Here is a 22877-nt window from a genome sequence, read left to right on the forward strand (position 1 = left end):
CATACGCCATGCTGCGCACCATCAGCCATGGCCACCGAAAACAAGCTCATCGTCTACGCGGCCCTGGCCGCCAACCTCGGCATCGCCGTGGCGAAGTTCATCGCCGCCGCGCTGACGGGGAGTGCCGCCATGCTTTCCGAAGGTGTGCATTCGCTGGTCGATAGCGTCAACGAAGTACTGTTGCTTTACGGGCTGCGCCGCTCGCGCAAGCCGCCCGACCGATATCACCCCTTGGGCTACGGTCGCGAGCTGTATTTCTGGAGTTTCATCGTCGCACTGCTCGTACTTTCGCTGGGTGCGGGCTTTTCGCTGTACGAGGGCGTGAACCACATCCTCGCGCCTGACCCCCCGCGTGATCCCACGGCAAACTACATCGTGCTCGGCATCGCGGCCGTGTTCGAGGGCAGCTCGTGGTATCTGTCGTTGCGAAGCGTGCAGCGCCGCAAGGGGCGCATGGGCTACTTCGAGGCATTTCGCGGCAGCAAGGATCCAACGACCTTCACCGTACTGTTCGAAGACAGCGCTGCGCTGCTGGGCCTGGCGATCGCGGGCCTCGGTGTCTACTTGTCGCATGCCCTGAACGAGCCACGCCTTGATGGCTGGGCCTCCGTGGGCATTGCCGTGGTGCTGGCGCTGGCGTCGGTGCTATTGGCGCGCGAGAGCAAGGCGCTGCTCATTGGCGAGCCGGCGACACCGAACCTGCTGGAGAAGGTGTGCGCGGTGACATCGAAAGTGCCGGGGGTGCGCCGGGTGAATGGCATGCTCACCTTGCAGCTTGCGCCGGACCAGGTGATGGTCGCAGTGTCCACCGAATTCGAAGACAACCTGACGACCGTGGCGATCGAGGAGTGCGTGCGGCGCATGGAGGCCGCGACCCGCGATGCGAAGCTGCCCATCGTGGCGCTGTTCGTGAAGCCGCAGACGCCGGAGCAGTGGAGGGTGAGGGTGGCTCGGCAAGCTCAGGCCACCGATGACACAAGCGCCAACGATTGGACGACTTTGTAGGAGCTCACCCTGTGAGCGACGCAGCTCATGCTGTAGCAACAGGGCCTGTGGCCTTGTTGCGAAGGATGTCGCCCACAGGGTGGGATCCTACAAAAAAACGCCCCGCGAGAGCGGGGCGTTCTGGTTTACGAGTGCTCGCCTTCCTTCGGCGGCTTGCCACGGCCTTCGACGTGGCCGCCGAAGCCCATGCGCATCGCCGAGAGCAGGCGCTCGGCGTAGGTGTGATCCTGGCGCGAGCGGAAGCGGGCGAACAGGGCGGAGGTGAGCACCTCGGCCGGCACGGCTTCTTCGATGGCGGCGTTCACCGTCCAGCGGCCTTCGCCCGAATCGTTGACGTAACCGGAGTAGTTATCCAGCTCCGAACCCTTCGCCAGCGCGCTGGCGGTCAGGTCGAGCAGCCACGACGACACAACGCTGCCGCGACGCCACACTTCGGCGATGTCGGCCATGTCGAGGTTGTAGCGCTCGTGTTCCGGCAGGAAATCGGCGTTGCGGTTCTTCAGGATATCGAAGCCCTCCGCAAACGACTGCATCATGCCGTACTCGATGCCGTTATGGATCATCTTGACGAAGTGGCCCGCGCCGGCCGGGCCAGCGTGCATGTAACCCTGCTCGACGCGCGGATCGCGGCCTTCACGATCTTCGGTGCGCGGGATGTCACCGGCGCCCGGGGCGAGGGTCTTGAAGATGGGATCGAGGTGATCGACCGTGGCCTTGTCGCCGCCGATCATCATGCAGTAGCCGCGATCGAGGCCCCACACGCCGCCGGAGGTGCCGACGTCCACGTAGTGGATGCCCTTCTGGGCCAGTTCCTTGCCGCGGCGCGCATCGTCCTTATAGAACGTGTTGCCGCCGTCGATGATGATGTCATCCTTGCCCATCAGGCCAGCAAGCTGCTGGATCGTGGCTTCGGTGATGTCACCGGCCGGGAGCATGACCCATACAGCCTTGGGCGAGGGCAGGGCCTGGACCAGGGCTTCGACCGATTCGACAGCCTGCGAGCCATCCTTAGCCAGGGCGGCGCGCGCATCGGCGCTGACGTCATAGACGACGGTCTCGTGACCATCCCTCATCAGGCGGCGGGCGATATTGCCGCCCATGCGGCCCAGACCGATCAAACCGATTTTCATGCGTGGGGTCCTCGTGGAAAAACAACGTGGGGAATATGCGGCTGTCCGTGCGGGATGCAAGGTATACAAACGGATGGGGCCGATGATCCCGCGGGGATCGCTCGTTTTATTGTAAACGATCGACCATGGAAGGCTTGTTCCGGATATCCGCCCATCATGCCGGGGCCGATGGGAAGATTTCGTCATGCGAGAGGCCGGACCCCTGACTTCCGGCACGGTTGGGGGTATGTGGCGGGCACGGGTAGTCTCCTTGGGTCGTCCCACGAGTGTTTCCATGAACCGCACAATCCGCCTTTCCCTGGCTGGCCTGGCCCTGGCCACGACGCTGGGTGCCGCCGCCGGTACCTACGATCCGCGCGAGACCTTCGCCCCGTTCACCTACCCGCAGCCGGTCAATGCCTATCGCTCGGGCAGCGGCATGCCGGGTCCGCTGTTCTGGCAGAACCGCGCGGACTACGACCTGGCCGCCACGCTGGACCCGGTGAATAACACGCTGGTCGGCAAGGCCACCATCCACTACACCAACAACAGCCCCGATGCGCTGGATGTGCTGTGGGTGCAGATGGATGAGAACCGCTTCACCGAGGATGCGCGCGGCAACTTTACAGGCGACAAGGCGGAGAAGCGGCATACGGATGGATACCGCGTCGCGTCGGTGACGGTGAACCAGGGCGGCAAGGCAACGAAGGCGACCTATGTGGTCTCGGATACGCGCATGCAGGTGCGCTTGCCCGAGACCTTGGCGGCCAAGGGCGGCAAGGTCGATGTCACGATCGAATATTCCTACGACCTGCCAGGAGACTTTGGTGGCCGCACGGGCTTCGATCCATCGAAGAACGGCAACATCTACGAGATGGCCCAGTGGTACCCGCGCATGTGCGTGTACGACGACCAGCGTGGCTGGGATACCGCGCCGTACCTCAACAGCGAGTTCTACCTCGAGTACGGCGATTTCAATTACGCGATCACGGTGCCGTCCAACATGATCGTGGCGGGCTCGGGTGAGCTGGTGAACCCCGGTGAGGTGCTGACAAAGACGCAGCAGGAGCGCCTGGCCAAGGCGCGCGAAAGCGATGCCACGGTGATGATCCGCACCGCGGCCGAAGTGACTGATCCGGCTAGCCGCCCGAAGCAAGGTGGCACGCTGACCTGGAAGTTCCGCATGCAGAACACGCGTGACGTCGCCTTTGGCGCGTCCACGGCCTATGTGTGGGATGCCGCACGCATCAACCTGCCCGAAGGGAAAAAGGCGCTGGCCATGTCGGTGTACCCGGTGGAAAGCGCGACGCCGAAGCTGTGGGGCCGCTCGACCGAGTTCCTGAAGGCCTCCGTGGAGCACTTCTCGACCAAGTGGTACCCGTACCCCTACCCGGTGGCGATCAACGAAGGCGGCAGCGCCGCCAGCGGCATGGAGTACCCGGGCATCGTGTTTGATCCGATGGAGGCGCCGGCGAAGCCGCTGCACATGGTGACGGCGCATGAGATTGGCCACACGTGGTTCCCGATGATCGTGGGCAGTGATGAGCGCCGTAACGCGTGGATGGACGAAGGCTTCAATACGTTTATCGACGTGTACGAGATGGATGCGTTCAACCACGGCGAGTTCGGCCCCAAGCGCGATGGCGAGTACGCGCCGAAGGGCGGTAACCCGGTGGATGGCATCCTGCCGCTGCTGGCCGATGCCGACGCACCGAGCCTGCTGATGGGCGCCGACATGGTGAAGGAGAAGTACCGTCACCCCGCCACCTACTACAAGGCGGCGCTGGGCCTGGTGTTGTTGCGCGAGGAAATCATCGGGCCCGAGCGTTTCGATCCGGCGTTCCGCAAATACATCGCCACCTGGGCGTACAAGCACCCTTCGCCGTCGGACTTCTTCCGGCTGATGGAGAGCGAGGCGGGTGAGGACCTTGGCTGGTTCTGGCGCGGCTGGTACGCCAACAACTGGCAGCTGGACCTGGCCGTCACCAAGGTCGATGGCCAGGTGGTGACGATCGAGAACCGCGACCAGTTGGTCATGCCGGCCACGCTGCGCGTGACCTTCGACGACAAGACGACGAAGGATATCCGCATCCCCGTGGAGACCTGGCAGCAGCACAAGAGCTTCGACCTGACGGTGCCTGGCGCCCACAAGGTCGTCGCGGCGGTGATCGATCCCGACCACAAAGTGCCTGATCGCGACCGTTCCAATAACAGCTGGCCTCGCTGATACTGGGTGGCATGCCCTCGCGTGCCGCCTTCGCCAACCTGTTTGCCGTCATCGTGGCCGCCGTCGCGTGGCCCGCCCTCATGCTGCAGTACTGGCTGATGCTGTGGTCGGGCCCGCCGGGCCACGAGACGATACGGTTCCTCAGCTTCTTCACGATTCTTTCCAACCTGCTGGTCGCCCTGGTCGCGGGTTCCGCCGCCACGGGCGGCAACTGGGCGTTCCTCAGGGTGTGGCGCGGCCCGCGCGTGCGTGGGCTGGCCGCCTTGTCGATCACGGTGACCTGCCTGGTGTATGCCACGGTGCTCCAGGGCCATTGGCACCCGCAGGGGCCGCAGCTGCTGGCCGACCGCTCGCTGCACTACGCCGTGCCGGTGCTCTATGTGTTCTGGTGGGTGGCCTTGCTGCCCCATGGGGCATTGCAATGGGCCGATGCGTTGCGCTGGCTGGCCTTCCCGGGCCTGTTCGCGGCATGGACGTTCGCACGCGGTGCCGTGGTGCATGAATACCCCTATCCCTTCATGGATGTCACCACGCTGGGCTACGGACAGGTCCTGCTCAATACCGGCATCGTCGGGGCCGTATTCCTCGTGATTGGCCTTATCTACGTGGCGCTCGATAAAAAACAGGGGTTTCGATGAGGCATGCGGGTGTCATGGCACGGGCGTACAATGCGCCGCATGATCTTCCGCTGGTTCGAATCCCTCATCGATATCTTCCACGACGCGCCGGACAAGGCGCCGCCGAAGACTGTTGTGCGCTTTTACGTCCATTACCTGCGCCAGGTGTGGAAGCTGTTCGTGGTAGCGCTGGTGTTTGGCCTGGCCGTGGCCCTGGTCGAGGTGGCCCTGTTCGATTTCCTCGGCCGCGTGGTCGATATGGCGCAGAAGACGCCAGCGGCGCAGTTCTTCCAGGTCCATGGGCAAGCGCTGGTGTGGATGGCCGTCGTCGTCGTCATCCTGCGGCCGCTGTTCATCGGCATCCACGACCTGCTGGTGAACCAGGCGATCAACCCCGGCGTCACGGCGATGGTTCGCTGGCAGCAGCATCGCTATGTGCTGAAACAGAGCCTGGCGTTTTTCCAGAATGATTTCGCCGGGCGAATCGCCAACCGCATCATGCAGACGGGCCCCTCGCTGCGTGAATCGGCGGTGCAGGTCGTCGATGCCATGTGGTACGTCTCCGTGTACGCCGGCACGTCTATCTATCTCTTCGCGAAGGCGGACATCTGGCTCGCGTTGCCGCTGGTCCTCTGGATCGGCGGCTACGTCGGCATGCTGGTGTTTTTTGTCCCGCGGGTAAAAGAACGCTCGTGGCATGCGTCGGAGGCCCGTTCGAAGCTCATGGGCCGTATCGTCGACGGCTACAGCAATATCATGACCCTCAAGCTTTTCGCGCACACGAACCGCGAAGAGGGTTATGCCAAGGAGGCCATTCGCGAGCAGACCGAAAAGCTGCGCTCACAGAACCGCATCATCACCACGATGGATTTCTCCATCACCTCGCTCAATGGCTTGCTGATCGCCGGCACCAGTGCGCTGGCGCTCTGGCTGTGGGTCCATGGCACGGTATCGACGGGGCAGGTGGCGCTGGCGGTGGGCCTGGTTATCCGCATCAACAACATGTCCGGCTGGATCATGTGGGTGGTGAATGGCATCTTCGACAACATCGGCACCGTGCAGGATGGCATCACCACCATCTCGCAGGAGCGTACCGTGGTCGACCGGCCGGATGCGCTGCCGTTGAAGGTGTCGAAGGGCGAGGTTCGCTTCGACGATATCCACTTCCACTATGGCAAGGCGGGCGGCGTCATCAGTGGGCTGGATCTGATCGTGCGGCCGGGCGAGAAGATCGGCCTGGTGGGCCCCTCGGGTGCGGGCAAGTCCACGCTGGTGAACGTGCTGTTGCGGCTGTACGACCTGGAAGAGGGGCACATCCTGATCGATGGCCAGGATATCGCTCGGGTCACCCAGGAGTCGCTCCGCTCGCAGATCGGCGTCGTGACGCAGGATACCTCCCTGCTGCATCGGTCGATCCGCGACAACCTGCTTTATGGCCGCCCCGATGCCAGTGATGCCGAAATGGCGGAAGCCGTGCGCAAGGCGCGCGCGGATGAGTTCATCCCACTGCTGTCGGATGGCGAAGGCCGTACGGGTTACGACGCGCATGCCGGCGAGCGTGGTGTGAAGCTATCGGGCGGCCAGCGTCAGCGCATCGCGATCGCGCGCGTGCTGCTGAAGGACGCGCCGATCCTGGTCATGGATGAGGCGACCTCGGCACTCGATTCCGAAGCCGAGGCGGCCATCCAGGAGAGCCTGGAAACCCTGATGCAGGGCAAAACGGTGATCGCGATCGCTCACCGGCTTTCCACGATCGCGCGGATGGATCGCCTCGTGGTGATGGAGAAGGGCGCTATCGTGGAAACCGGCACGCATGCCGAACTCATTGCGCACGGCGGCCTCTACGCGCGCCTTTGGGCGCACCAGACCGGCGGCTTCGTCGGCGTCGAATAGCGCCGGCATGGTGTAGGAGCGCGCTCCTACAGGGGGTGGGCGGCGGCTTCGCGTTCCAGCCAGTTAATGAAAGCCTGCGCCGCCGCGGTGGGTGAACGGTTGGCGGTGTGCACCACGTAGTACGCGTATTTCGTGGGCAGCGCGGGCCCGGGGAGGCGTACGAGCCGTCCGTCGGCCAGATGCGCCGCCGCCAGGCGCGTACGGGCAAGCACGGCCCCCAGGCCGGTCGCCGCCGCGTTCAGGCTATCGGCCGAATCGCTGAGCGTGTGCACCGTGCCGCCGCGGGGGTAGCGCACGCCGGCGGCCTTGAACCACTCCCGCCAGCCTTCGGGTGAAATATCGGCCAGCAAGGGCAGTGTGGCCACGTCGGCGGCCCCACCCACGGACGCGGCAAGTTCCGGCGGCGCCAGTGGTTGGAGCGAATCGTCCATGAGGTAGCGTGAGGTAAGCCCGGGCCACGCGCCCATCCCATAGCGGATGCCCAGGTCCGGGCCGGCTTCGTCAAAGCGCACCAGGGTGCGGTCGGTATCGATCGATAGCCGTACGTCAGGGTGGATATCGGCGAAGCGACGCAGTCGTGGCACCAGCCAGTTGGCGGCCAGCGAGGGCAATACGCTGATGCGCACGCCATGGTCGCGCCGGTGCTGGCGCAGACTATCGAGTACCGCCTCCACCTCGCCCAGGGCCGATCCGGCGGCATCGGCCAGCAGGCGGCCCTCGGGCGTTAACGCCACGCCACGCGCATGACGTTGGAACAGGCTCACCCCAAGCGCGAGTTCAAGCTTGCGCACATGGTGGCTCACCGCACTGGCGGTCAGGTGCAGTTCCTCCGCCGCATGGGCGAAGTTCTGGTGGCGGGCGGCCGAGGCGAACGCGGCGAGGGCAGGGAGGAGGGCGGAGCGCATGATCTGAGGGTTGAATCGTTTGATAGGCTGGCGTGCAAAGAATGCGCTTGTCCGGCCCGGGGTTCCAGCGACAATACAAGGCCAGACACAAGTGAGGTTCATATGTCCGCCGCAGCCGAATCCTCCCTGGACCCCATCGCACCCGCTGCCGGACGCGACTGGCGTACCGGCGCGGAACTGGTGGCGCTGGGTGCGATCTGGGGCGGATCGTTCCTTTTCATGCGTATCGCCGCGAAGGATTTCGGCCCGTTCCCCATGGTGGCCACGCGCCTGGCGTTTGGCTCGGCGATCCTGCTGCCCTTGCTGTGGCGCGCTCGTGCCACGATCCGCCTGGCACACCTGTGGAAGATGCTGTTGCTTGGCGGTCTTAGCGCTGCCATTCCATTCACCCTGTTTGCCTGGGGTGCCGAGCGCGCACCCGCCGGCATTGGCGCCATCGCCAACAGCATGACCGTGCTGTTCGCGGCGCTGGTCGCGTTTATCGGCTTTGGCGAGAAAATTGGCACGCGCAAAGCCATCGCCCTGGTGGCCGGCTTCGTCGGCGTGGTGATCCTGGCCAGCGGCAAGACCGCCGGTGAAAACGTGGGCCTGGCTGCACTGGCCGGCGCCGCCGCGTCGTTTTGCTACGGGCTGGCGGCGAACCTGATCAAGCGCTTCCTGTCGGACATCGCCCCGACCGCCGTGGCCGCGGGCTGCCTGCTGGGTGCCACGCTGCTGACCGCGCCACTGGCATGGATGACCTGGCCCGATGCGCCGATCCCGGCGAAATCGTGGGCGTGCGTGGTGGCGCTTGGCGTGCTCTCTACCGGCCTGGCCTATGCGTTTTACTTCCGCCTGATCCAGAAGATCGGGGCGCCACGTGCGGCCACGTCCACGTACCTGGTGCCGCTCTTCGGGGTGGCCTGGGCGTGGATGTTCCTTGGCGAGGCGCTGACCCCGACCATGGCCCTCGCGGGTGCCATCATCCTGGGTAGCGTCATCTTCAGTCAGAAAAGCAAGGCCTAAGCGCTCCCTTCCGTAAGAGCGCCCGTCGCGGCATAGTCTGGAACACCGTTTTTCCAGCAGGGGTCACCCAATGTCGCGTCTTCGCTACGTCCTCGCTTTCGGGGTCACATCGTTCGCTTTCGCGCTGGCCGCGCAGGCACAGGATGCCCAGCAAGCATCTGCCCCGGCCGCCGCTGCCGCGGATGCGCGGCCGGTCGCCCTGGCCGATTTCGATGCTTACGTCGATGCCACCCGCAAGCAGTTCGATGTACCTGGCATCGCCGTGGCGATCGTGAAGGACGGCAAGATCGTTCTCGAGATGGGCTCGGGCGTACGCAAGCTCGGCGATCCGGCCAAGGTGGATGCACATACGCGGTTCGCCATCGCTTCGAACACCAAGGCGTTCACTGCGGCCTCGCTGGCTATCCTGGCGGACGAAAAAAAGCTCGACATGAACGACCGGGTGGTCGACCGGTTGCCGTGGTTCCAGATGTCGGATCCGTACGTGACCCGCGAAATGCGCGTGCGCGACCTGCTGGCTCACCGCAGCGGCCTCAGTCTCGGTGCGGGTGACCTGTTGTACTGGCCCGCGACGACCTACACCACGAAGGAAGTGGTTGAGCGCCTGCGCTACGTGCCGATCGCCAACAGCTTCCGCGCCGAGTACGCCTACGACAACATCCTGTTTGCCGTCGCGGGCCTGGTGATCGAGCAGGTCTCCGGCCGCCCGTGGGCGGATTTCGTCCGTGATCGTATCTTCCAGCCGCTGGGCATGACCGAATCGATCACCAGTGCACCCGATCACATCAACCCGGGTGATGACACGGCCATTGGCCACGCGAAGTTCGACTTCAAGGACCTGAAGCCGGTCGAGCCGATGTCGTGGAACAACAATCCCTCCGCAGGCGGCATCTATTCCAGCGTGCATGACCTTTCCAAGTGGATGACCATGCAGCTTGCCGGTGGCGTGTACACCGATGCCAACGGGAAACAGCAGCGCCTGTTCTCGGCGGCGCGGCAGAAGGAGATGTGGTCGCTGCTGACGCCCATCCGCATTCCTGAGCCGAGCGTGCCGGAGTTGAAGGCGGCCGTGCCGAACTTCTCGGGTTACGGTGAGGGCTGGTTTGTTTCTGACTACCGCGGGCACAAGCTGGTGTGGCACACCGGTGGCTGGCCGGGCATGGTGTCGCGCCTTACCCTGGTGCCCGACCTGAACCTTGGCGTGGTGGTGCTCACCAACCAGGAAAGTGGCGCCGCGTTCCAGGCGGTGACCATGCGCGCGCTCGATGCCTACATGGATGCGCCGAAGACGGACTGGATCGCTGCGTACGCCGCTTCGGTGAAGAAAGCGCAGGGCAATGCCGACGACAGCATGAAGCAGCACGAAGCCGACCGGATGAAGGGCGCGAAGCCTTCGTTGCCGCTGGATGGTTACGTGGGTACGTACCGGGATCCCTGGTATGGCGACGTCAAGGTGGCAAAACAGGGTGGGAAGCTGGTCATGAGCTTCACCAAAACCGCCCAGCTCACCGGCACGCTGGAGCCGTGGCAGCACGATACGTTCATCGCGCATTGGAACGATCGTTCGCTCAACGGCGATGCCTTCGTGAACTTCTCACTGGATCCGGATGGCAAGGTGCGCGAAGTGCGCATGGAGCCGGTCTCGCCGTTGACGGACTTCAGCTTCGACTTCCAGGATCTGCGGTTGGCGCCTGTCAAGAACTGACGGGCGGTTTCACCGGTTTCTTGGTTTTTCGCGCGCAAGCACGCTCCTGCAGAAGGCCCCGTGCAACGGTGGTACGCATCTATAGGAGCGTGCTTGCACGCGATCCCCGGTTACGTCACGCGTCCGGATCCGTGGATGCCTTGGGCGCCGAGGCGCCGGTGGGTCCGATAAGGTCGCCCATGTTCCCGCCCGAGCGCAGCACCAGGTCCTGCGGCCGCAGCAGCGGGATATCCGCGCCGCGCAGGCGGGCGATGATTTCAAACAGCAGGTCGCTCTTCACTCCGCCCACATCGCGTGGGCTACCGACGTAACAGGTGATGGAGAAGGTCATGGCCGCGCGGTCGATGCTGTCCAGCGTCACGGAGGGCGCTGGTGTTTCCGCGACACCCTGGTGATCCTGCATGGCGCCCAGCACGTGTTCCCGCACCGATACGGGGTCCGAATCCAGTGGCATGGGCAGCTTGATCAGCACGCGGCCCTGCGGGTTGGCCATCGTCATGTTGCGCACGGGCTTGGTGATGAACGACGAGTTCGGCACGATGATGGTGGATCGGTCGGCCACCTGGATTTCGGTGGCGCGGACGTTGATGCGGCGGATATCGCCCTCGGCATCATCGAGTACCACCCAGTCACCCACCTTGACGGGCCGCTCCGCCAGCAGGATCAGGCCGGAGATGAAGTTCTGCACGATGGCTTGCAAGCCGAAGCCGATGCCGACGGAGAGGGCAGAGGCGACCCAGGCGATGTTCTGGAGCGAAAGGCCTAGCGAGAGCAAGGCCACCGACACCACGATGACGATGCCGACGTAGCCAAGCAGCGTCGTGAGCGACGTGCGCATGCCGGGGTCGAGGCTGGTCCGCGGCAAGTACTGGTCTGCGAGCCAGCCCTTCACGATGCGCACGGCGAGCAGGCCGGCGAAGAACACCCCGATGCCGCCGAGGATCTGCGCGGGCTGCAGGGTGACCCCGGCGACCTTCAGCTGCTGCACCTTGCTGGCCAGGTCGATGATGTCCGAGGTGCCCGCGCCGAAGCCCGAGATGACCGCGGTAAGGCCAAACAGGAACAGGGCAAGGCGCGATACGCCGGAGAGCAGGACGCCGGCCTGGTCGAGCAGTTTGGGGTGCGTGCCGAAGATGGCTTGTGCGCGAGCGCTCATCGGCCCCTTTTCAGAGAGCAGCGTCTCGAACAGATCGTCGACGAGGCGCATCGCCAGGTATGTCGCCGAGATAACGATAAGGGTCCAGACCACCTGGCCTGCCATCCAGGAGGCAAACGCGATGAAGCCGCTGAGCAGCCCGATCCACGACGCGACGATGGCTACCCATGCGGCGGCGATAAAGAGGCTGGCCCACACGGGGCGCGGTGGCTCCGTGCTGCCTTCTTCGGTGACGTGGTGAGTGCGGCTCAGGCGGATGAGTGCGAGCGCCGTAAGCACGGTCAATACCACGGCCTGCAAGCTGCTGGTGAGCACTTCCGCAGCGAGGCTGGTGCCGATAACGCGGTTGAGTACACGCAGGAAGTAAAAAACGACGACGGCGATCGAGAAGAGCATCGGGAAGCGGCGCAGGCTCAGTGCCGTTTCGTCCGAAATCGCCGGCAGGCGCCAGGATGGCCGCTTCACCGAGATCAGTGCGCGGCCCAGCCCGGCGATGAATGCGCCGAAGAAGACGAGATGGACAATGGCCTTGGCCACCTCGTTGGTTTCATCGCTGAACGTGTCGCGCCAGTTGAGCCCGATGTAAAGCAGTTGCGTGCCAATGCCCGTTGTCAGCGCGGATGTAAGGGTAATGCCGACGATGAGGGCGGAGCGGCGCAGGCGGCCTGGGGGCATGCGGTTCGCGGTGAGGCTGCGTACGCGCGATTCGATCCAGAATCGGACGGCGGTCATGAGCAGCAGGCCGAGGAGTACGCTGCTGATCAGGGCGGTGCGGTTGCCGTTGGTCCAGCTTTCGGCGATGTCCGCTTGCGCCTGCGTGGCGAAATCACGCACGTTTGCCGAGTCGCGCGGAAAGGCCTTGGCGGGTTCCGACCAGAAGGGGCGCGACAGGGGTGAGTAGCTTTGCCGGGAAATCCTTTCCTGGAACCGGGTGCGCCGAAGATCGGACAGGGCGTTGGCCGTCTGGCTGGCTTCCAGGGCCATGGCATCGGCCTGCTTGATCTGCCCATCCACGGCATCGAACGCCTTCTGGGCATCCTTACGGGCCTGGACGACTTCCGGCGGCTCCTTGGCGCCCCCGGTGGGGGCGGGGCCTAGCTGGTCGACACGGGCCTTGGCGGCATCGCGGCTGCTTTGCAGCGAGCTCGATACCTTCTGGGCCTTGCTCCCCACGTCGTTGGCCTGCGCGCGCAGGTCATCGATCTGGCCATCAGGAACGTCGGCCGCTTTCATCGTCTTTTCGACGGTGTCCAGCTGGCCGCGCAGGTCATCCAGCTGCTGGGCTGGGGTCGTCGCCGTGTCTCCGTCCTGGGCCAGGGCGACGCCCGTTCCGGCAAGGAGCAGGGCAAGGAAGAGAATTCTCAATATACGCATGGGGCAATGATAGGCCGGATCTGACAAGCTCAAATGCCCGAAGCATGCGTTACCCTCGGTGAACGCCGCATGCGGGCTCGTCCATGCGGCGTTGCAGCTTTGCCCATCACGGGACCGCGGCTATCCTGCCGCCCCTTTGCCACTGCCTGGAAGCCAAGCCATGCGCAAGAAGCTGGTCGCCGGAAACTGGAAGATGCACGGCTCGCGATCCATGGCCGACAAGCTGGTCCGCGATATCGTCGAGGATTTGCCCGATGGCACCGATGTGCTCGTCTTTCCGCCTGATGTGTTTCTCCATGAATTGACGGAGAAGTACGGCGACCGTGGCCTGGGCTTCGGGGCGCAGAACCTCTCCGAGCATCATGTGCAGGGGGCGTTCACCGGTGAAATCTCGGGCGCCATGCTGCGCGACGTGGGGGCGACCTGGGTGCTCGTCGGCCATTCCGAGCGGCGCCAGTACCAGCATGAGTCCGATGCGTTACTGGCCAAGAAATTCGAAGCCGCGCGCCAGGCCGGCCTTACGCCGATCCTGTGCGTGGGCGAGACCAGGGACGAGCACGAAGCCGGCCAGGCCGAGGCGGTCATCGCCCGCCAGCTTGCGGCCGTGCTTGAGCACAACGGCATTGAGCCCTTCCGCGAAGCGATCATTGCGTATGAGCCCGTTTGGGCGATCGGGACCGGCCTCACGGCCACGCCGGACAAGGTGCAAAAAATTCATTCATTCATCCGTAGCCAACTGGCAAAAAAGGATGCTACTATCTCGCTCCTGACCCGGGTGCTTTACGGTGGAAGCGTCAAGCCGGCCAACGCGGCCGAACTTTTCGCCCAGCCAGATGTAGACGGGGGACTGATCGGTGGTGCTGCCCTGGTGGCCTCCGATTTCCTGGATATATGCAAATGCGCCGCGGCGCGTCGATAATTCGCGACACGGCAAACAAGAAGACATGTTCATTCTCTTCAGCGTTTTCTATATCCTGATCGCCGCAGCCATGATCGTGCTGATTCTTATGCAGCGCGGTGCAGGTGCGGAGGCAGGTTCTGGTTTCGGTGGCGGTGCTTCCGCTACCGTGTTCGGTGCACGCGGCTCGTCCAGCTTCATGACGCGAGCCACGGCTGTGCTGGCCACCTTGTTCTTCCTGTTGAGCCTCGGCATGGGTATCTACCTGGGCCGTACGGGTAACCCCCAGCCCACGGCAGATCTCGGTGTGATGTCAGGCGCAGTTGCCCCGGCAGCTCCGGCAAATAACACGGCGGCCCCGGCCACCGATGTACCGAAGGCTCCGGCAGCCAGCGGCGATGTCCCGGCAGCCACGGCGCCGGCGGCAAACAACGAAGTTCCGGCCCCGCAGCAGGCAGCCAATCCGGCGTCCGCTTCGACGGCCAAGAAGTAATCAGGCAACACTCCAGTTTTAAAAGTTATGCCCAGGTGGCGGAATTGGTAGACGCACTACCTTGAGGTGGTAGCGGCTTAGGTCGTGGGGGTTCGAGTCCCCCCTTGGGCACCAACATAGATTCGGATTCACCTCTACCGGATCGCAGAAAAACCCGCGAAAGCGGGTTTTTTTGTGCCGACAGCGCATGGCACCTACATCACTTGGGGCGATCCCTGACATCCAGCGATGCGCTGGATGGTTACTCTCTTCATCCGTCAAGGTGAAGGAGGAATGTATGGTTGAAGTTACCAGGGATGAGCTCAACGCACGCCTCGATGCGTTGCAGCGTGAGATCGGGGCCTCGAAGTCGGAGGTGCTGCTGGCAGTCAAGGAAGAGGTGCATGCCTTGCGGGTCTGGGTGCTCACGGGAGCCATGGCCGCCCTTTGCTCCTTGCTGGGTTTTGTCGTGACAAACCTTCCGCACGGACGCGCTCTCGGGGGCGTACCGTCGGTGGCTGAGGCTCACTTATTACCCAGATAAAATGCGCGACAGGGGAAAAGCCGTCATACGGCTAGTGAATTTCGGCATATTGGCTCAAGAAATCGCTGAAACTACCGAAATTGATTGGGTGAGGTGCGAACCCCGATCTCCCCATTGCAGGTCTCTTGATGCTCCCCAGTAGCTACAACACGGTTCTGGTCGCGTTCTCGTTCGTCGTCGCCATCCTGGCGTCTTACACGGCGCTGAACATGGCCGGGCGCGTGGCCGGTACCCGCGGCAGGGCATCGGTCTTCTGGTTGCTGGGCGGCTCCTTTGCCATGGGCCTTGGCATCTGGGCCATGCATTTCGTGGGTATGCTCGCATTTAGCCTGCCCATCACCCTGGGTTATGACATCGAGTTGACCGTGCTCTCGCTGGTGATCGCCGTTGGCTCATCGGCGTTCGCACTGTGGCTGGTCTGCCACAGCGAATTACCGAAGCGTCATCTGGTGGTCGGCGCGCTTCTGATGGGCGCGGGTATTTCCGCCATGCACTACACGGGTATGGCGGCGATGCGGATGGTGCCGGGCGTCGTATACGACCCGCTCCTGTTCTCGTTGTCTGTCCTGTTCGCCGTGCTCGCGTCGGGTGCGGCACTCTGGATCGCGTTCCGCCTGCGCCGGGACGCCCGGCGCATCTGGGTTGCGCGCTTCGGTGCGTCGCTTGTCATGGGGTGTGCCATCGTCGGCATGCACTACACCGGTATGGCTGCCGCAAACTTTCCGGATGGCAGCTGGTGCGGCGCCGCGGTCGCCGGCGGCATGGACGTGAAGTACCTTGCGGTCGTCGTCATCGTCGTGACCCTGTCCGTGTTTGCCATCGCATTGGCGGTTGCCACGCTGGATGCGCGTGCGAGCATGCTTGCCACGTCGCTCGATCGGGCGAACAGCGAGTTGCTCCAGTTGGCCTTGCACGACAACCTCACACGCTTGCCGAACCGCGTGCTTCTCGAAGATCGTATCGACCAGGCCATCCACAACGCGTCGCGCAGCGGCCGCCGTTTCGCCGTATTGTTTCTCGACCTTGATGGCTTCAAGGCCGTGAACGATGTTTACGGTCACCACGTGGGCGATGAGCTGTTGAGGGAGGTGTCGCGCCGCATCCTGGCATGCAAGCGCGATGAGGAGACGGTCGCCCGGCTGGGCGGTGACGAGTTCGTGGTCGTGGTGGATATCCGCGGGCCCGAAGATGCCGCGATTCTCGCCGAAGAGCTCGTGGATCTTCTGAGCGAGCCCTACGCGATCCATAACGTGACGGCCCACGTTTCCGCCAGTGTGGGCATTGCCCTGTACCCGGAAAATGGCCGTACACGCCACGATCTGATGATCAATGCGGATGCGGCCATGTATCACGCGAAGGAGCAGGGGCGCCGCGCGTTCCGCTTCTTCGAGGTGGCGATGAACGCCAACGTGCACCAGCAGCTGAAACTTCAGCAGGATCTGCGTCGCGCGCTCGACCGCAATGAGTTCACCTTGCATTACCAGCCCAAGCTGGTGTCGCCCAATGGCCCCATGGTGGGTGTGGAGGCCTTGTTGCGGTGGAACAAGCCGGGCGAGGGCCTGGTGCCGCCAGATCAGTTCCTGCCGGTGGCGGAGCGCACCGGTCTTATCGTGCCGATCGGCAATTGGGTCATCGATGAAGCCTGCCGGCAGATGCGCGCGTGGCGCGATGCAGGGCACGCCGACTGGACCGTGGCGGTGAATGTCTCCACCGCCCAGCTCAATCATGTGGGGCTGGTGGATACGCTGCGCGATGCGCTTGTGCGCCACCGCATCGAGCCGCGTCACCTTACGGTGGAGGTCACCGAATCCACGGCGATGCGCGACGCGGAAACTAGCCTCGCGATTCTCAACCAGGTGGCAGCGCTGGGCGTGGGCATATCCATCGACGATTTCGGGACAGGCTACTCGAGCTTGCTCTATCTGAAGCAGTTGCCTGCCGACGAGCTGAAGATTGATCGTGGGTTCGTCACCGAGCTGGCCTGCGGGAACGACGATGAGGCGATCGTGTCGGCGATCATCGCGCTCGGCAAGACCCTCGGCCTGAAGATCGTGGCCGAGGGTGTTGAGACTGTAGAGCAGCAGGAACTCCTTACGCGGCTGGGTTGCAACGCCCTGCAGGGCTACCTGCTTGGTAGCCCCGTGTCGGCCGATGAGCTGCCCCGCACGGTGCCGGCCACGGCCTGACCGTAGCGTTATGGGCGCGGCCGCACGCGTCGGCGCGCCAGCCACTTATCGAGTTCATTGGCGAAGTTCTGGCGATCACGCGGATGCATCGCGGCCGGTCCACCGGTATCGACCCCGGCACCGCGCAGTTCTTCCATGAAGTTGCGCATGGATAACCGTGCTGCAATCGTGTCCCGGGTAAACATCTCGCCACGAGGGTGCAGCGCCATGGCGCCTTTCTCGATGGCCAGCGCAGCTAGCGGGATATCCTGCGTTACCACAAGGTCGCCTTGCTGGACCCGGCGGACGATCTCGTCATCGGCAACGTCAAAGCCGCCAGCCACCTGGATCGAACGGATGAATTTCGAAGCAGGCGTGCGTATCCACTGATTCGCTACAAGCGTTGTCTCGACCTGCTCGCGTTCCGCCGCGCGGAACAGGATGTCCTTGATGACGTTGGGGCAGGCGTCGGCATCGACCCAGATGCTCGCGTTTGTGTCGTCCGTCATGGCGTCATGCCAGCCGCGTGCCGTTGGGCACGGCACGCTCGGTGGTGGCAATCACCACGCCGTTATCCGTGTGAAAGCCGGTCAGGAGGAACTGCGAGCGGATGGGGCCAATCTGCTTTTCCGGGAAGTTGATGACGCCGATGATCTGCCGGCCTACCAGGTCACCGGGCTGATACACCCCGGCCACCTGTGCGCTCGTCTTGCGCTCGCCGTAGGGGCCGAAATCGACCCAGATCAGGTAGGCGGGCCGCCGTGCTTCGGGGAACGTATCGGCACGGACCACCGTGCCGGCCACCATCACCACTTTCGTGAAGTCGTCCCAGTCAATCTGTTCAGTCATTGCGTTCCATCAGGATGCGTTGCCAGTTGCGCGGTACGACGCCGGCCGGCCCGGGAACGGGCTGGTCGTGCGGATGATGCTGCGGATCGGCCAGCCGGGGGCCGCGTACTTCCTCGTCGGTGCGGTAATCGTAAAACCAGTCCTCACCCGGCTCAAAGCTCTGGATGACGGGGTGGCCCGTGTCGTGGAAGTGCTTGCGGGCGTGCCGGTTGAGTGAATCGTCGCAGCAGCCAATATGGCCGCACTCGGTGCAGCGGCGCAGGTGAAACCACCAGTCGCCCGTGGCGAGGCATTCCACGCAACCGGTGCCGCTCGGTGGGATGCTGGGGTCGATGTGCTTGAGATGGTCGCTCATGGGAGGCTCCGGGGCAGCTCCCGGCATCCTACCCGAGCCATCCGCTCAGAGCAGCTTCCCTGCGCGACGAAGGGCAACCGCATGCATACGATCGACAGATGCTGCAAGGCTGCGCAGGGCGATACGCAGCTCAGCCTGGTTCACCGGGCCGGTCTGCAGCAAGGTCTCGATACGTTCGGCGGCGTCGGCCACGGGGAGGTGTTCGTGTAGCGTGGCATGGCGCGCCACGTGGCCTGCGCGGAAGTGCGCCTCGTCGTAATCGTGATGCAGCAGGGCCTGGAGGAGCCCGAGGGCCTCCAGCGATATCTCCTGGGCTGCCATGACGTTGCGCATCGCGCTATCAGACCCGGCAGCCGCCCCGCGTGCAATCCAACGATCGGCCTACGTAAACCCACGGGTCGCGTCGCGGGTTGCCAAAAGAGGTGATACCGGGCGTGGGCATCGCTATGCTGCGCGCATTACGCCAACGAAGGATCGCCATGCCCTTGCTAGCCACCGTACTTACCGTGGTCGTCATCCTGATCCACATCTACATCGTGGTCCTTGAGATGGTGCTTTGGCGATCGCGTGGCCCACGTGTGTTCGGCATCACGCCTGCCTTCGCCCAGGAAAGCGCTTCGCTCGCGTCCAACCAGGGCCTCTACAACGGATTCCTCGTGGTGGCCCTGGTGCTGGGCCTGGTGCTCCGCGAGCCGTTCGCCACGGCGTTCGTGTTCTACGGGCTTGGCTGTGTCGTCGTGGCGGGCCTTTGGGGCGCGATCACCGCAAGCCGCCGCATTCTTTACGTGCAAGCACTGCCTGCGGCGCTGGCGCTGGCGGCGCAGTGGATGGCACGCTAACGCCGTAAATATCTTCGAGACGCCGCCGAGGGGGCGGGGCGTTCGCGCGAACCTACCGGATCAACGCTGGATGCCTGACACCGAGTTGCCGCTTGCCCGTCCCCGGGAAACCCCCGCCTGCCGCCCCGGCACCTTCGAACTGGGCCTCGCCCTCGCCGGCGCGGTTTCCGGTGGCGCGTATGCCGCCGGCGTGCTCGATTTCCTCTACGAGGCGCTTGAACACTGGTACGAGGCTCGCGCGAAGGGGGTGCCCGTGCCGAGCCACGATGTCCTGTTGCGGGTGATCTCGGGCGCATCCGCCGGCAGCATCAATGGCGTGTTGTCGGCCATCGCGCTGCGCTACCGCTTTCCGCATGTCCACCCTGGGCCGGCAGCAGGAGGCAGCACCGGTAATCCGTTCTACGATGCCTGGGTGAAGCGCATCGATATCCGCGCGCTGCTGGGCAAGGCCGATCTTGCGGATCCGGCCCGGCCGATCATGTCGTTACTGGACTCGACCCCCCTGGACGCGATCGCCAGCGAGATGCTCGGCTACGGCGGACCGGAGGCCGCCGCCAGGCCGTATATCGCGAATCCCCTGAAATGCGTGTTCACGGTCACCAACCTTCGTGGCGTGCCGTACATGGTGCAGTTCAAGGGCAACCCGGAGATTCCCGGGCACGGGATGATGGCCCACTCCGATTGGTTGCGTTTCGCCGTGGACACGGGGCAGGGCGGCTATGAGGCGGTCTGGAAGTATCCGGATGAGCGTGTCGTCCATGGTCCCAACCATCCCGGCAGCGAACACTGGCAGGCCGTGATGGAGGCCGCGCTTGCATCATCGGCGTTTCCCGCGGGTTTGCGCTACCGCGAGGTCGCACGCCCCTGGGCTGATTACGACCAGCGCGTAGTGGTCGTGCCGGGCCAGGGTGGCCAGGCCACGCCCGTTCCCATCCCGCCCGCCTGGGCTGAAGGCGAAGGTGCGCAAGGCGACTATCGCTTCGTGGCCGTGGATGGTGGGGCCATGGATAACGAGCCTTTCGAGCTGGCCCGCACGGAGCTGGCGGGAACGCTCGGCCGTAACCCGCGCGAAGGCAACCGGGTGAACCGCATCGTGATCATGCTCGATCCGTTTCCGGAGGCCGAGGCGCCGGGGCCGGTGGAGGCGGCCGATACCAACATCGTTGAGTCGATGGCCGCCCTGTTCGGTGCATGGAAACAGCAGGCCCGGTTCAAACCCGAGGAGGTGGCGCTTGCGCTTGATACCACGGTGTACAGCCGCTTCATGATCGCGCCCAGCCGCCCCGCTGCTGCCGGTGGCCCGCGCTGGATCGGTGGGCGGGCGTTGGCGGCTGGCGCGCTCGGCGGATTCTCGGGCTTCCTTGCCGAGGCTTACCGCCACCACGACTTCCTCCTGGGGCGGCGCAACTGCCAGCGTTTTCTCGCCGAGCGACTCCTGGTGCCCGCGAGCAATCCGATTTTCGCAGGATGGATAAGCGATCCCGTGCTCGCCGGGTACCTGCGAACGATCGATGGCGAGGTGTTTGCGCCCGTCATTCCGCTCGTCGGTGGTTGCCAGGGACTGCGCGAACCCGTCCCGGCATGGCCCGTGGGTGCGCTCGATGTGGATGCGCTCATGCCGCTGGTCGAGGGCCGCATGCAGGCGCTATACGGTGCGGCCACCTCAAGCCTGGGTGGGCGCTTTGCCACCTGGCTTGCGTGGCGGTTCTATGTGAAGCGCCTGCTGCTCGGGATCGTTGCCCGGCGCATACGCAGCGCGTTGAGCGCCTTCGGCCTTTTGTGAGATTTGACGGATGGTCGTCCGGCCGGGCAATGTCGGGAGGACGAACTGCACCATAGGAGTGCGATCCATGCTGCGAGTCAGTCTGCAGTGGCCGGCCGCCATCGCCATTGGTTTACTCGCCGGGTGCGCGGGCCACGGTACGTTGCCACCGCCCAAACCGGCGGTGGATGTGGCGCGAGAGGCCGATGAAGCCAGGCGCGCCTATGCGGCAGGCGACATGTGCCAGGCGGCCGATCGGTACCAGGCGATCGTCGATGCCCAGCCGGGGGACGCCGATGCCTGGTTTCGCCTGGGCAACGCGCGGTTCCGCCTGCAGCAGCCGGACGACGCCGTGCTCGCCTACAACCACGCCATCCAGATTCGTCCTGGCTACCCGCCGGCCCAGTACAACCTGGGCGTGGTTCGGTTAAAGCAGGCCCAGGCCGCCATGATTGCCAGCGCCCAGGCGGGCCAGCCGGGCGATGAGCTGCGCCGGGACAGCGCCCGCATTGCCCAGCGGCTGTCCCGGGTGGCCGATGATGTCGGAACACGCAGTAAGGGCGACGGCGGTGCGCCACCCTTCATTGTCGAGCCAAACGACAAACCCTGAGGTTTTTCGTTACCGTTTGGCTATTAGATCGAACCAAGAAAATGACGGCGTTCGCATACGTGAAAGTACGCAGGCGCAAAAGTTTGATATCGGCCTGTTGGGCTATGGCCTGCATGCAAATTCGGTAGTAGCTTCGGTGGCGGGGAGTCCGAAACGTTAGCCGTGAGTGTCGATATGGCCACCACTTCCGCCGTGCCCAGAGCCATTGTTTTTGAAGATCATTCCGGCCTCGCATCCGCGTTGACCGACCTGCTGGAAGCGCGGCTGGGCTATGACGTCGCGGCTTGCGCGGGTTGCATTGAAGAGGCCATACGGCTCGCTCACGTCGAGCGGTGCGATGTGGCGGTGGTCGACCTGGACCTGCAGGGAGTCATGGCTTACCCGGCCCTCGATGAATTGAAGCGCCGGGGCATTCCCTATGTGCTCGCGACCGGCACCTTGCCGTTGGATATCCCGACGCGCTATCGCGCACCCATGGTCCGCAAGCCCTACAGCGCGCAGCAGCTGGAGCAGGCCATTCGAGAGGCCAGCGCCCCGCGCCCCTGCTGAGTCAGGAAGCCTGGGCGCCGCAGGCTTTCCGTAGCCACCCGTTCACTTCGTCGAGGCCGCTGACGACGCTCGCGCACAACCTGCGCACCTCAGCCGAGGGCTGCTGCAGGTCGGGCACCATGATGGTGGGAATACCGGCGGACACGGCCGAGCGCACCCCTGCGTGTGAGTCTTCCAGGGCGAGGCAGCAATGGGCCGGCTTGTTGAGGATGCGGGCGGCGCGAAGGTAGGGGTCGGGGAAAGGCTTGCAACGCTCGCAGTCACCCGAGGCCACGAGTGCATCGAAGCGATCGCGCAATCCGAATGCCTCGAGGTGATGAATCGCGGTGCGGTGGGGCGAGGAGGTGGCGATGGCCCGGGGCATGCCGAACTCATCCAGCGTATCCAGCAGGGCCATGACGCCCGGTTTCAGGCGCAAGTCGGTTTCGAACATGGCATGGTAGCGCCGGGATGCCCCCTCCCAGACATCATCCAGGTCCACGTCTTCGCCGACGTGCTCGCGCAGCAGCATGCGCGCGGCTTGCCCATGCAGCCCGACCATGCGTTGGCACACGGCCAGCGGCAGATCGATGCCGACATCAGCCGCCGCGCCGAGCAGGGCATCGCGATAAAGGGCTTCGGTATCGAATAGGACGCCGTCCAGGTCAAACACGATGGCCTGGGGAGTTGCGGGAAAACGCACCATGCCTGCCCCCGATGGCCGCACTAGCGGCCGGATAATGCCCCGTTTCAGTTGACCATAGCGCGGGTGGTGGCACAGCGCCATATTCCGGATGGCCTTTTATGGTGTGAAAACGATTGCACTGGCAGGCCGCTCCGTTCACGCTGGTGGCATGAG

General features: G+C 64.3%; 22 protein-coding genes and 1 tRNA gene. 15 read left to right on the forward strand and 8 right to left on the reverse strand.

What is annotated here, in order from left to right; translation table 11 throughout:
• Positions 1–27 precede the first annotated feature (27 nt).
• Positions 28–1005, forward strand: a complete 978-nt coding sequence (locus L2Y97_RS08820; protein ID WP_247435593.1) for a cation diffusion facilitator family transporter — start codon at positions 28–30, stop codon at positions 1003–1005.
• A gap of 125 nt (positions 1006–1130) precedes the next feature.
• On the opposite strand, the gene gnd is transcribed toward L2Y97_RS08820, so the two are convergent.
• The gene (gene gnd, locus L2Y97_RS08825) at positions 1131–2135 is read right to left on the reverse strand and encodes a phosphogluconate dehydrogenase (NAD(+)-dependent, decarboxylating) (protein WP_247435595.1); all 1005 of its coding nucleotides are present in this window, start codon (positions 2133–2135) and stop codon (positions 1131–1133) included.
• 274 nt (positions 2136–2409) lie between these two features.
• On the opposite strand from gnd, the gene L2Y97_RS08830 reads away from it, so the two are divergent.
• Genes L2Y97_RS08830 through L2Y97_RS08840 form a run of 3 tightly spaced genes read left to right on the forward strand, consistent with a single transcriptional unit; the run spans position 2410 to position 6851 of the window.
• Positions 2410–4341, forward strand: a complete 1932-nt coding sequence (locus L2Y97_RS08830) for a M1 family metallopeptidase (protein WP_247435598.1) — start codon at positions 2410–2412, stop codon at positions 4339–4341.
• Between the two features lie 11 nt (positions 4342–4352).
• The gene (locus L2Y97_RS08835) at positions 4353–4979 is read left to right on the forward strand and encodes a Pr6Pr family membrane protein (RefSeq protein ID WP_247435601.1); all 627 of its coding nucleotides are present in this window, start codon (positions 4353–4355) and stop codon (positions 4977–4979) included.
• Between the two features lie 39 nt (positions 4980–5018).
• Entirely contained in the window at positions 5019–6851 is a 1833-nt protein-coding gene (locus L2Y97_RS08840; protein ID WP_283248304.1) for an ABC transporter ATP-binding protein, read from the forward strand.
• Between the two features lie 26 nt (positions 6852–6877).
• On the opposite strand, the gene L2Y97_RS08845 is transcribed toward L2Y97_RS08840, so the two are convergent.
• Positions 6878–7756, reverse strand: coding sequence for a LysR substrate-binding domain-containing protein (locus tag L2Y97_RS08845; protein ID WP_247435603.1), 879 nt, complete (start codon positions 7754–7756; stop codon positions 6878–6880).
• Positions 7757–7858: 102 nt separating this feature from the next.
• Here L2Y97_RS08845 and L2Y97_RS08850 point away from each other — a divergent pair, with 102 nt between their 5' ends.
• Together L2Y97_RS08850 and L2Y97_RS08855 are read left to right on the forward strand one after the other, a co-directional pair.
• Complete coding sequence (locus L2Y97_RS08850; RefSeq protein WP_247435606.1) at positions 7859–8761, forward strand: DMT family transporter; 903 nt, start codon at positions 7859–7861, stop codon at positions 8759–8761.
• Between the two features lie 70 nt (positions 8762–8831).
• The gene (locus L2Y97_RS08855) at positions 8832–10466 is read left to right on the forward strand and encodes a serine hydrolase (protein ID WP_247435609.1); all 1635 of its coding nucleotides are present in this window, start codon (positions 8832–8834) and stop codon (positions 10464–10466) included.
• A gap of 115 nt (positions 10467–10581) precedes the next feature.
• On the opposite strand, the gene L2Y97_RS08860 is transcribed toward L2Y97_RS08855, so the two are convergent.
• On the reverse strand, positions 10582–12996 hold the full coding sequence (locus tag L2Y97_RS08860) for a DUF3772 domain-containing protein (protein ID WP_247435612.1): 2415 nt from the start codon (positions 12994–12996) through the stop codon (positions 10582–10584).
• Between the two features lie 160 nt (positions 12997–13156).
• On the opposite strand from L2Y97_RS08860, the gene tpiA reads away from it, so the two are divergent.
• The 5 genes from tpiA (at position 13157) to L2Y97_RS08885 (ending at position 17096) form a co-directional block, all read left to right on the forward strand.
• Positions 13157–13915 (forward strand): triose-phosphate isomerase, encoded by a 759-nt coding sequence (tpiA, locus tag L2Y97_RS08865; RefSeq protein ID WP_247435615.1) that lies wholly within the window; start codon positions 13157–13159, stop codon positions 13913–13915.
• A 25-nt stretch (positions 13916–13940) separates the two neighbouring features.
• Entirely contained in the window at positions 13941–14387 is a 447-nt protein-coding gene (secG, locus tag L2Y97_RS08870; RefSeq protein ID WP_247435617.1) for a preprotein translocase subunit SecG, read from the forward strand.
• A gap of 29 nt (positions 14388–14416) precedes the next feature.
• Positions 14417–14501 (forward strand) — tRNA-Leu (locus L2Y97_RS08875).
• 163 nt (positions 14502–14664) lie between these two features.
• A complete protein-coding gene (locus tag L2Y97_RS08880; RefSeq protein ID WP_247435620.1) occupies positions 14665–14910 on the forward strand; it encodes a hypothetical protein in 246 nt (81 codons plus the stop codon).
• Positions 14911–15038: 128 nt separating this feature from the next.
• Positions 15039–17096 carry a putative bifunctional diguanylate cyclase/phosphodiesterase gene (locus L2Y97_RS08885; protein ID WP_247435623.1) on the forward strand — a complete coding sequence of 686 codons (2058 nt, stop codon included), beginning with the start codon at positions 15039–15041 and terminating at the stop codon, positions 17094–17096.
• An 8-nt stretch (positions 17097–17104) separates the two neighbouring features.
• On the opposite strand, the gene L2Y97_RS08890 is transcribed toward L2Y97_RS08885, so the two are convergent.
• Genes L2Y97_RS08890 through L2Y97_RS08905 form a run of 4 tightly spaced genes read right to left on the reverse strand, consistent with a single transcriptional unit; the run spans position 17105 to position 18612 of the window.
• A complete protein-coding gene (locus L2Y97_RS08890) occupies positions 17105–17584 on the reverse strand; it encodes a YaiI/YqxD family protein (protein WP_247435626.1) in 480 nt (159 codons plus the stop codon).
• Positions 17585–17588: 4 nt separating this feature from the next.
• Complete coding sequence (locus L2Y97_RS08895; protein ID WP_247435628.1) at positions 17589–17924, reverse strand: tRNA-binding protein; 336 nt, start codon at positions 17922–17924, stop codon at positions 17589–17591.
• Positions 17917–18279, reverse strand: coding sequence for a UBP-type zinc finger domain-containing protein (locus L2Y97_RS08900; protein WP_247435631.1), 363 nt, complete (start codon positions 18277–18279; stop codon positions 17917–17919). Before L2Y97_RS08900 ends, L2Y97_RS08895 begins: the two co-directional genes overlap by 8 nt.
• 45 nt (positions 18280–18324) lie before the next feature.
• Complete coding sequence (locus L2Y97_RS08905) at positions 18325–18612, reverse strand: hypothetical protein (protein WP_247435634.1); 288 nt, start codon at positions 18610–18612, stop codon at positions 18325–18327.
• Positions 18613–18758: 146 nt separating this feature from the next.
• On the opposite strand from L2Y97_RS08905, the gene L2Y97_RS08910 reads away from it, so the two are divergent.
• The 4 genes from L2Y97_RS08910 to L2Y97_RS08925 all read left to right on the forward strand — a co-directional run bounded on the left by L2Y97_RS08910 (position 18759) and on the right by L2Y97_RS08925 (position 22039).
• Positions 18759–19118, forward strand: coding sequence for a DUF1304 domain-containing protein (locus L2Y97_RS08910; RefSeq protein WP_247435636.1), 360 nt, complete (start codon positions 18759–18761; stop codon positions 19116–19118).
• A 70-nt stretch (positions 19119–19188) separates the two neighbouring features.
• Positions 19189–20901, forward strand: a complete 1713-nt coding sequence (locus L2Y97_RS08915) for a patatin-like phospholipase family protein (RefSeq protein WP_247435639.1) — start codon at positions 19189–19191, stop codon at positions 20899–20901.
• Positions 20902–20968: 67 nt separating this feature from the next.
• A complete protein-coding gene (locus L2Y97_RS08920; protein WP_247435642.1) occupies positions 20969–21490 on the forward strand; it encodes a tetratricopeptide repeat protein in 522 nt (173 codons plus the stop codon).
• A gap of 174 nt (positions 21491–21664) precedes the next feature.
• Complete coding sequence (locus L2Y97_RS08925) at positions 21665–22039, forward strand: response regulator (protein WP_247435644.1); 375 nt, start codon at positions 21665–21667, stop codon at positions 22037–22039.
• 1 nt (position 22040) lies between these two features.
• Here the strand turns inward: L2Y97_RS08925 and L2Y97_RS08930 are convergent, their stop codons facing one another.
• Positions 22041–22724: an HAD family hydrolase gene (locus tag L2Y97_RS08930; RefSeq protein WP_247435646.1), complete on the reverse strand. Its 684-nt coding sequence runs from the start codon at positions 22722–22724 to the stop codon at positions 22041–22043.
• Positions 22725–22877: the final 153 nt, after the last annotated feature.

This window comes from Luteibacter aegosomatissinici (assembly GCF_023078495.1).
GTDB lineage: Bacteria > Pseudomonadota > Gammaproteobacteria > Xanthomonadales > Rhodanobacteraceae > Luteibacter > Luteibacter aegosomatissinici.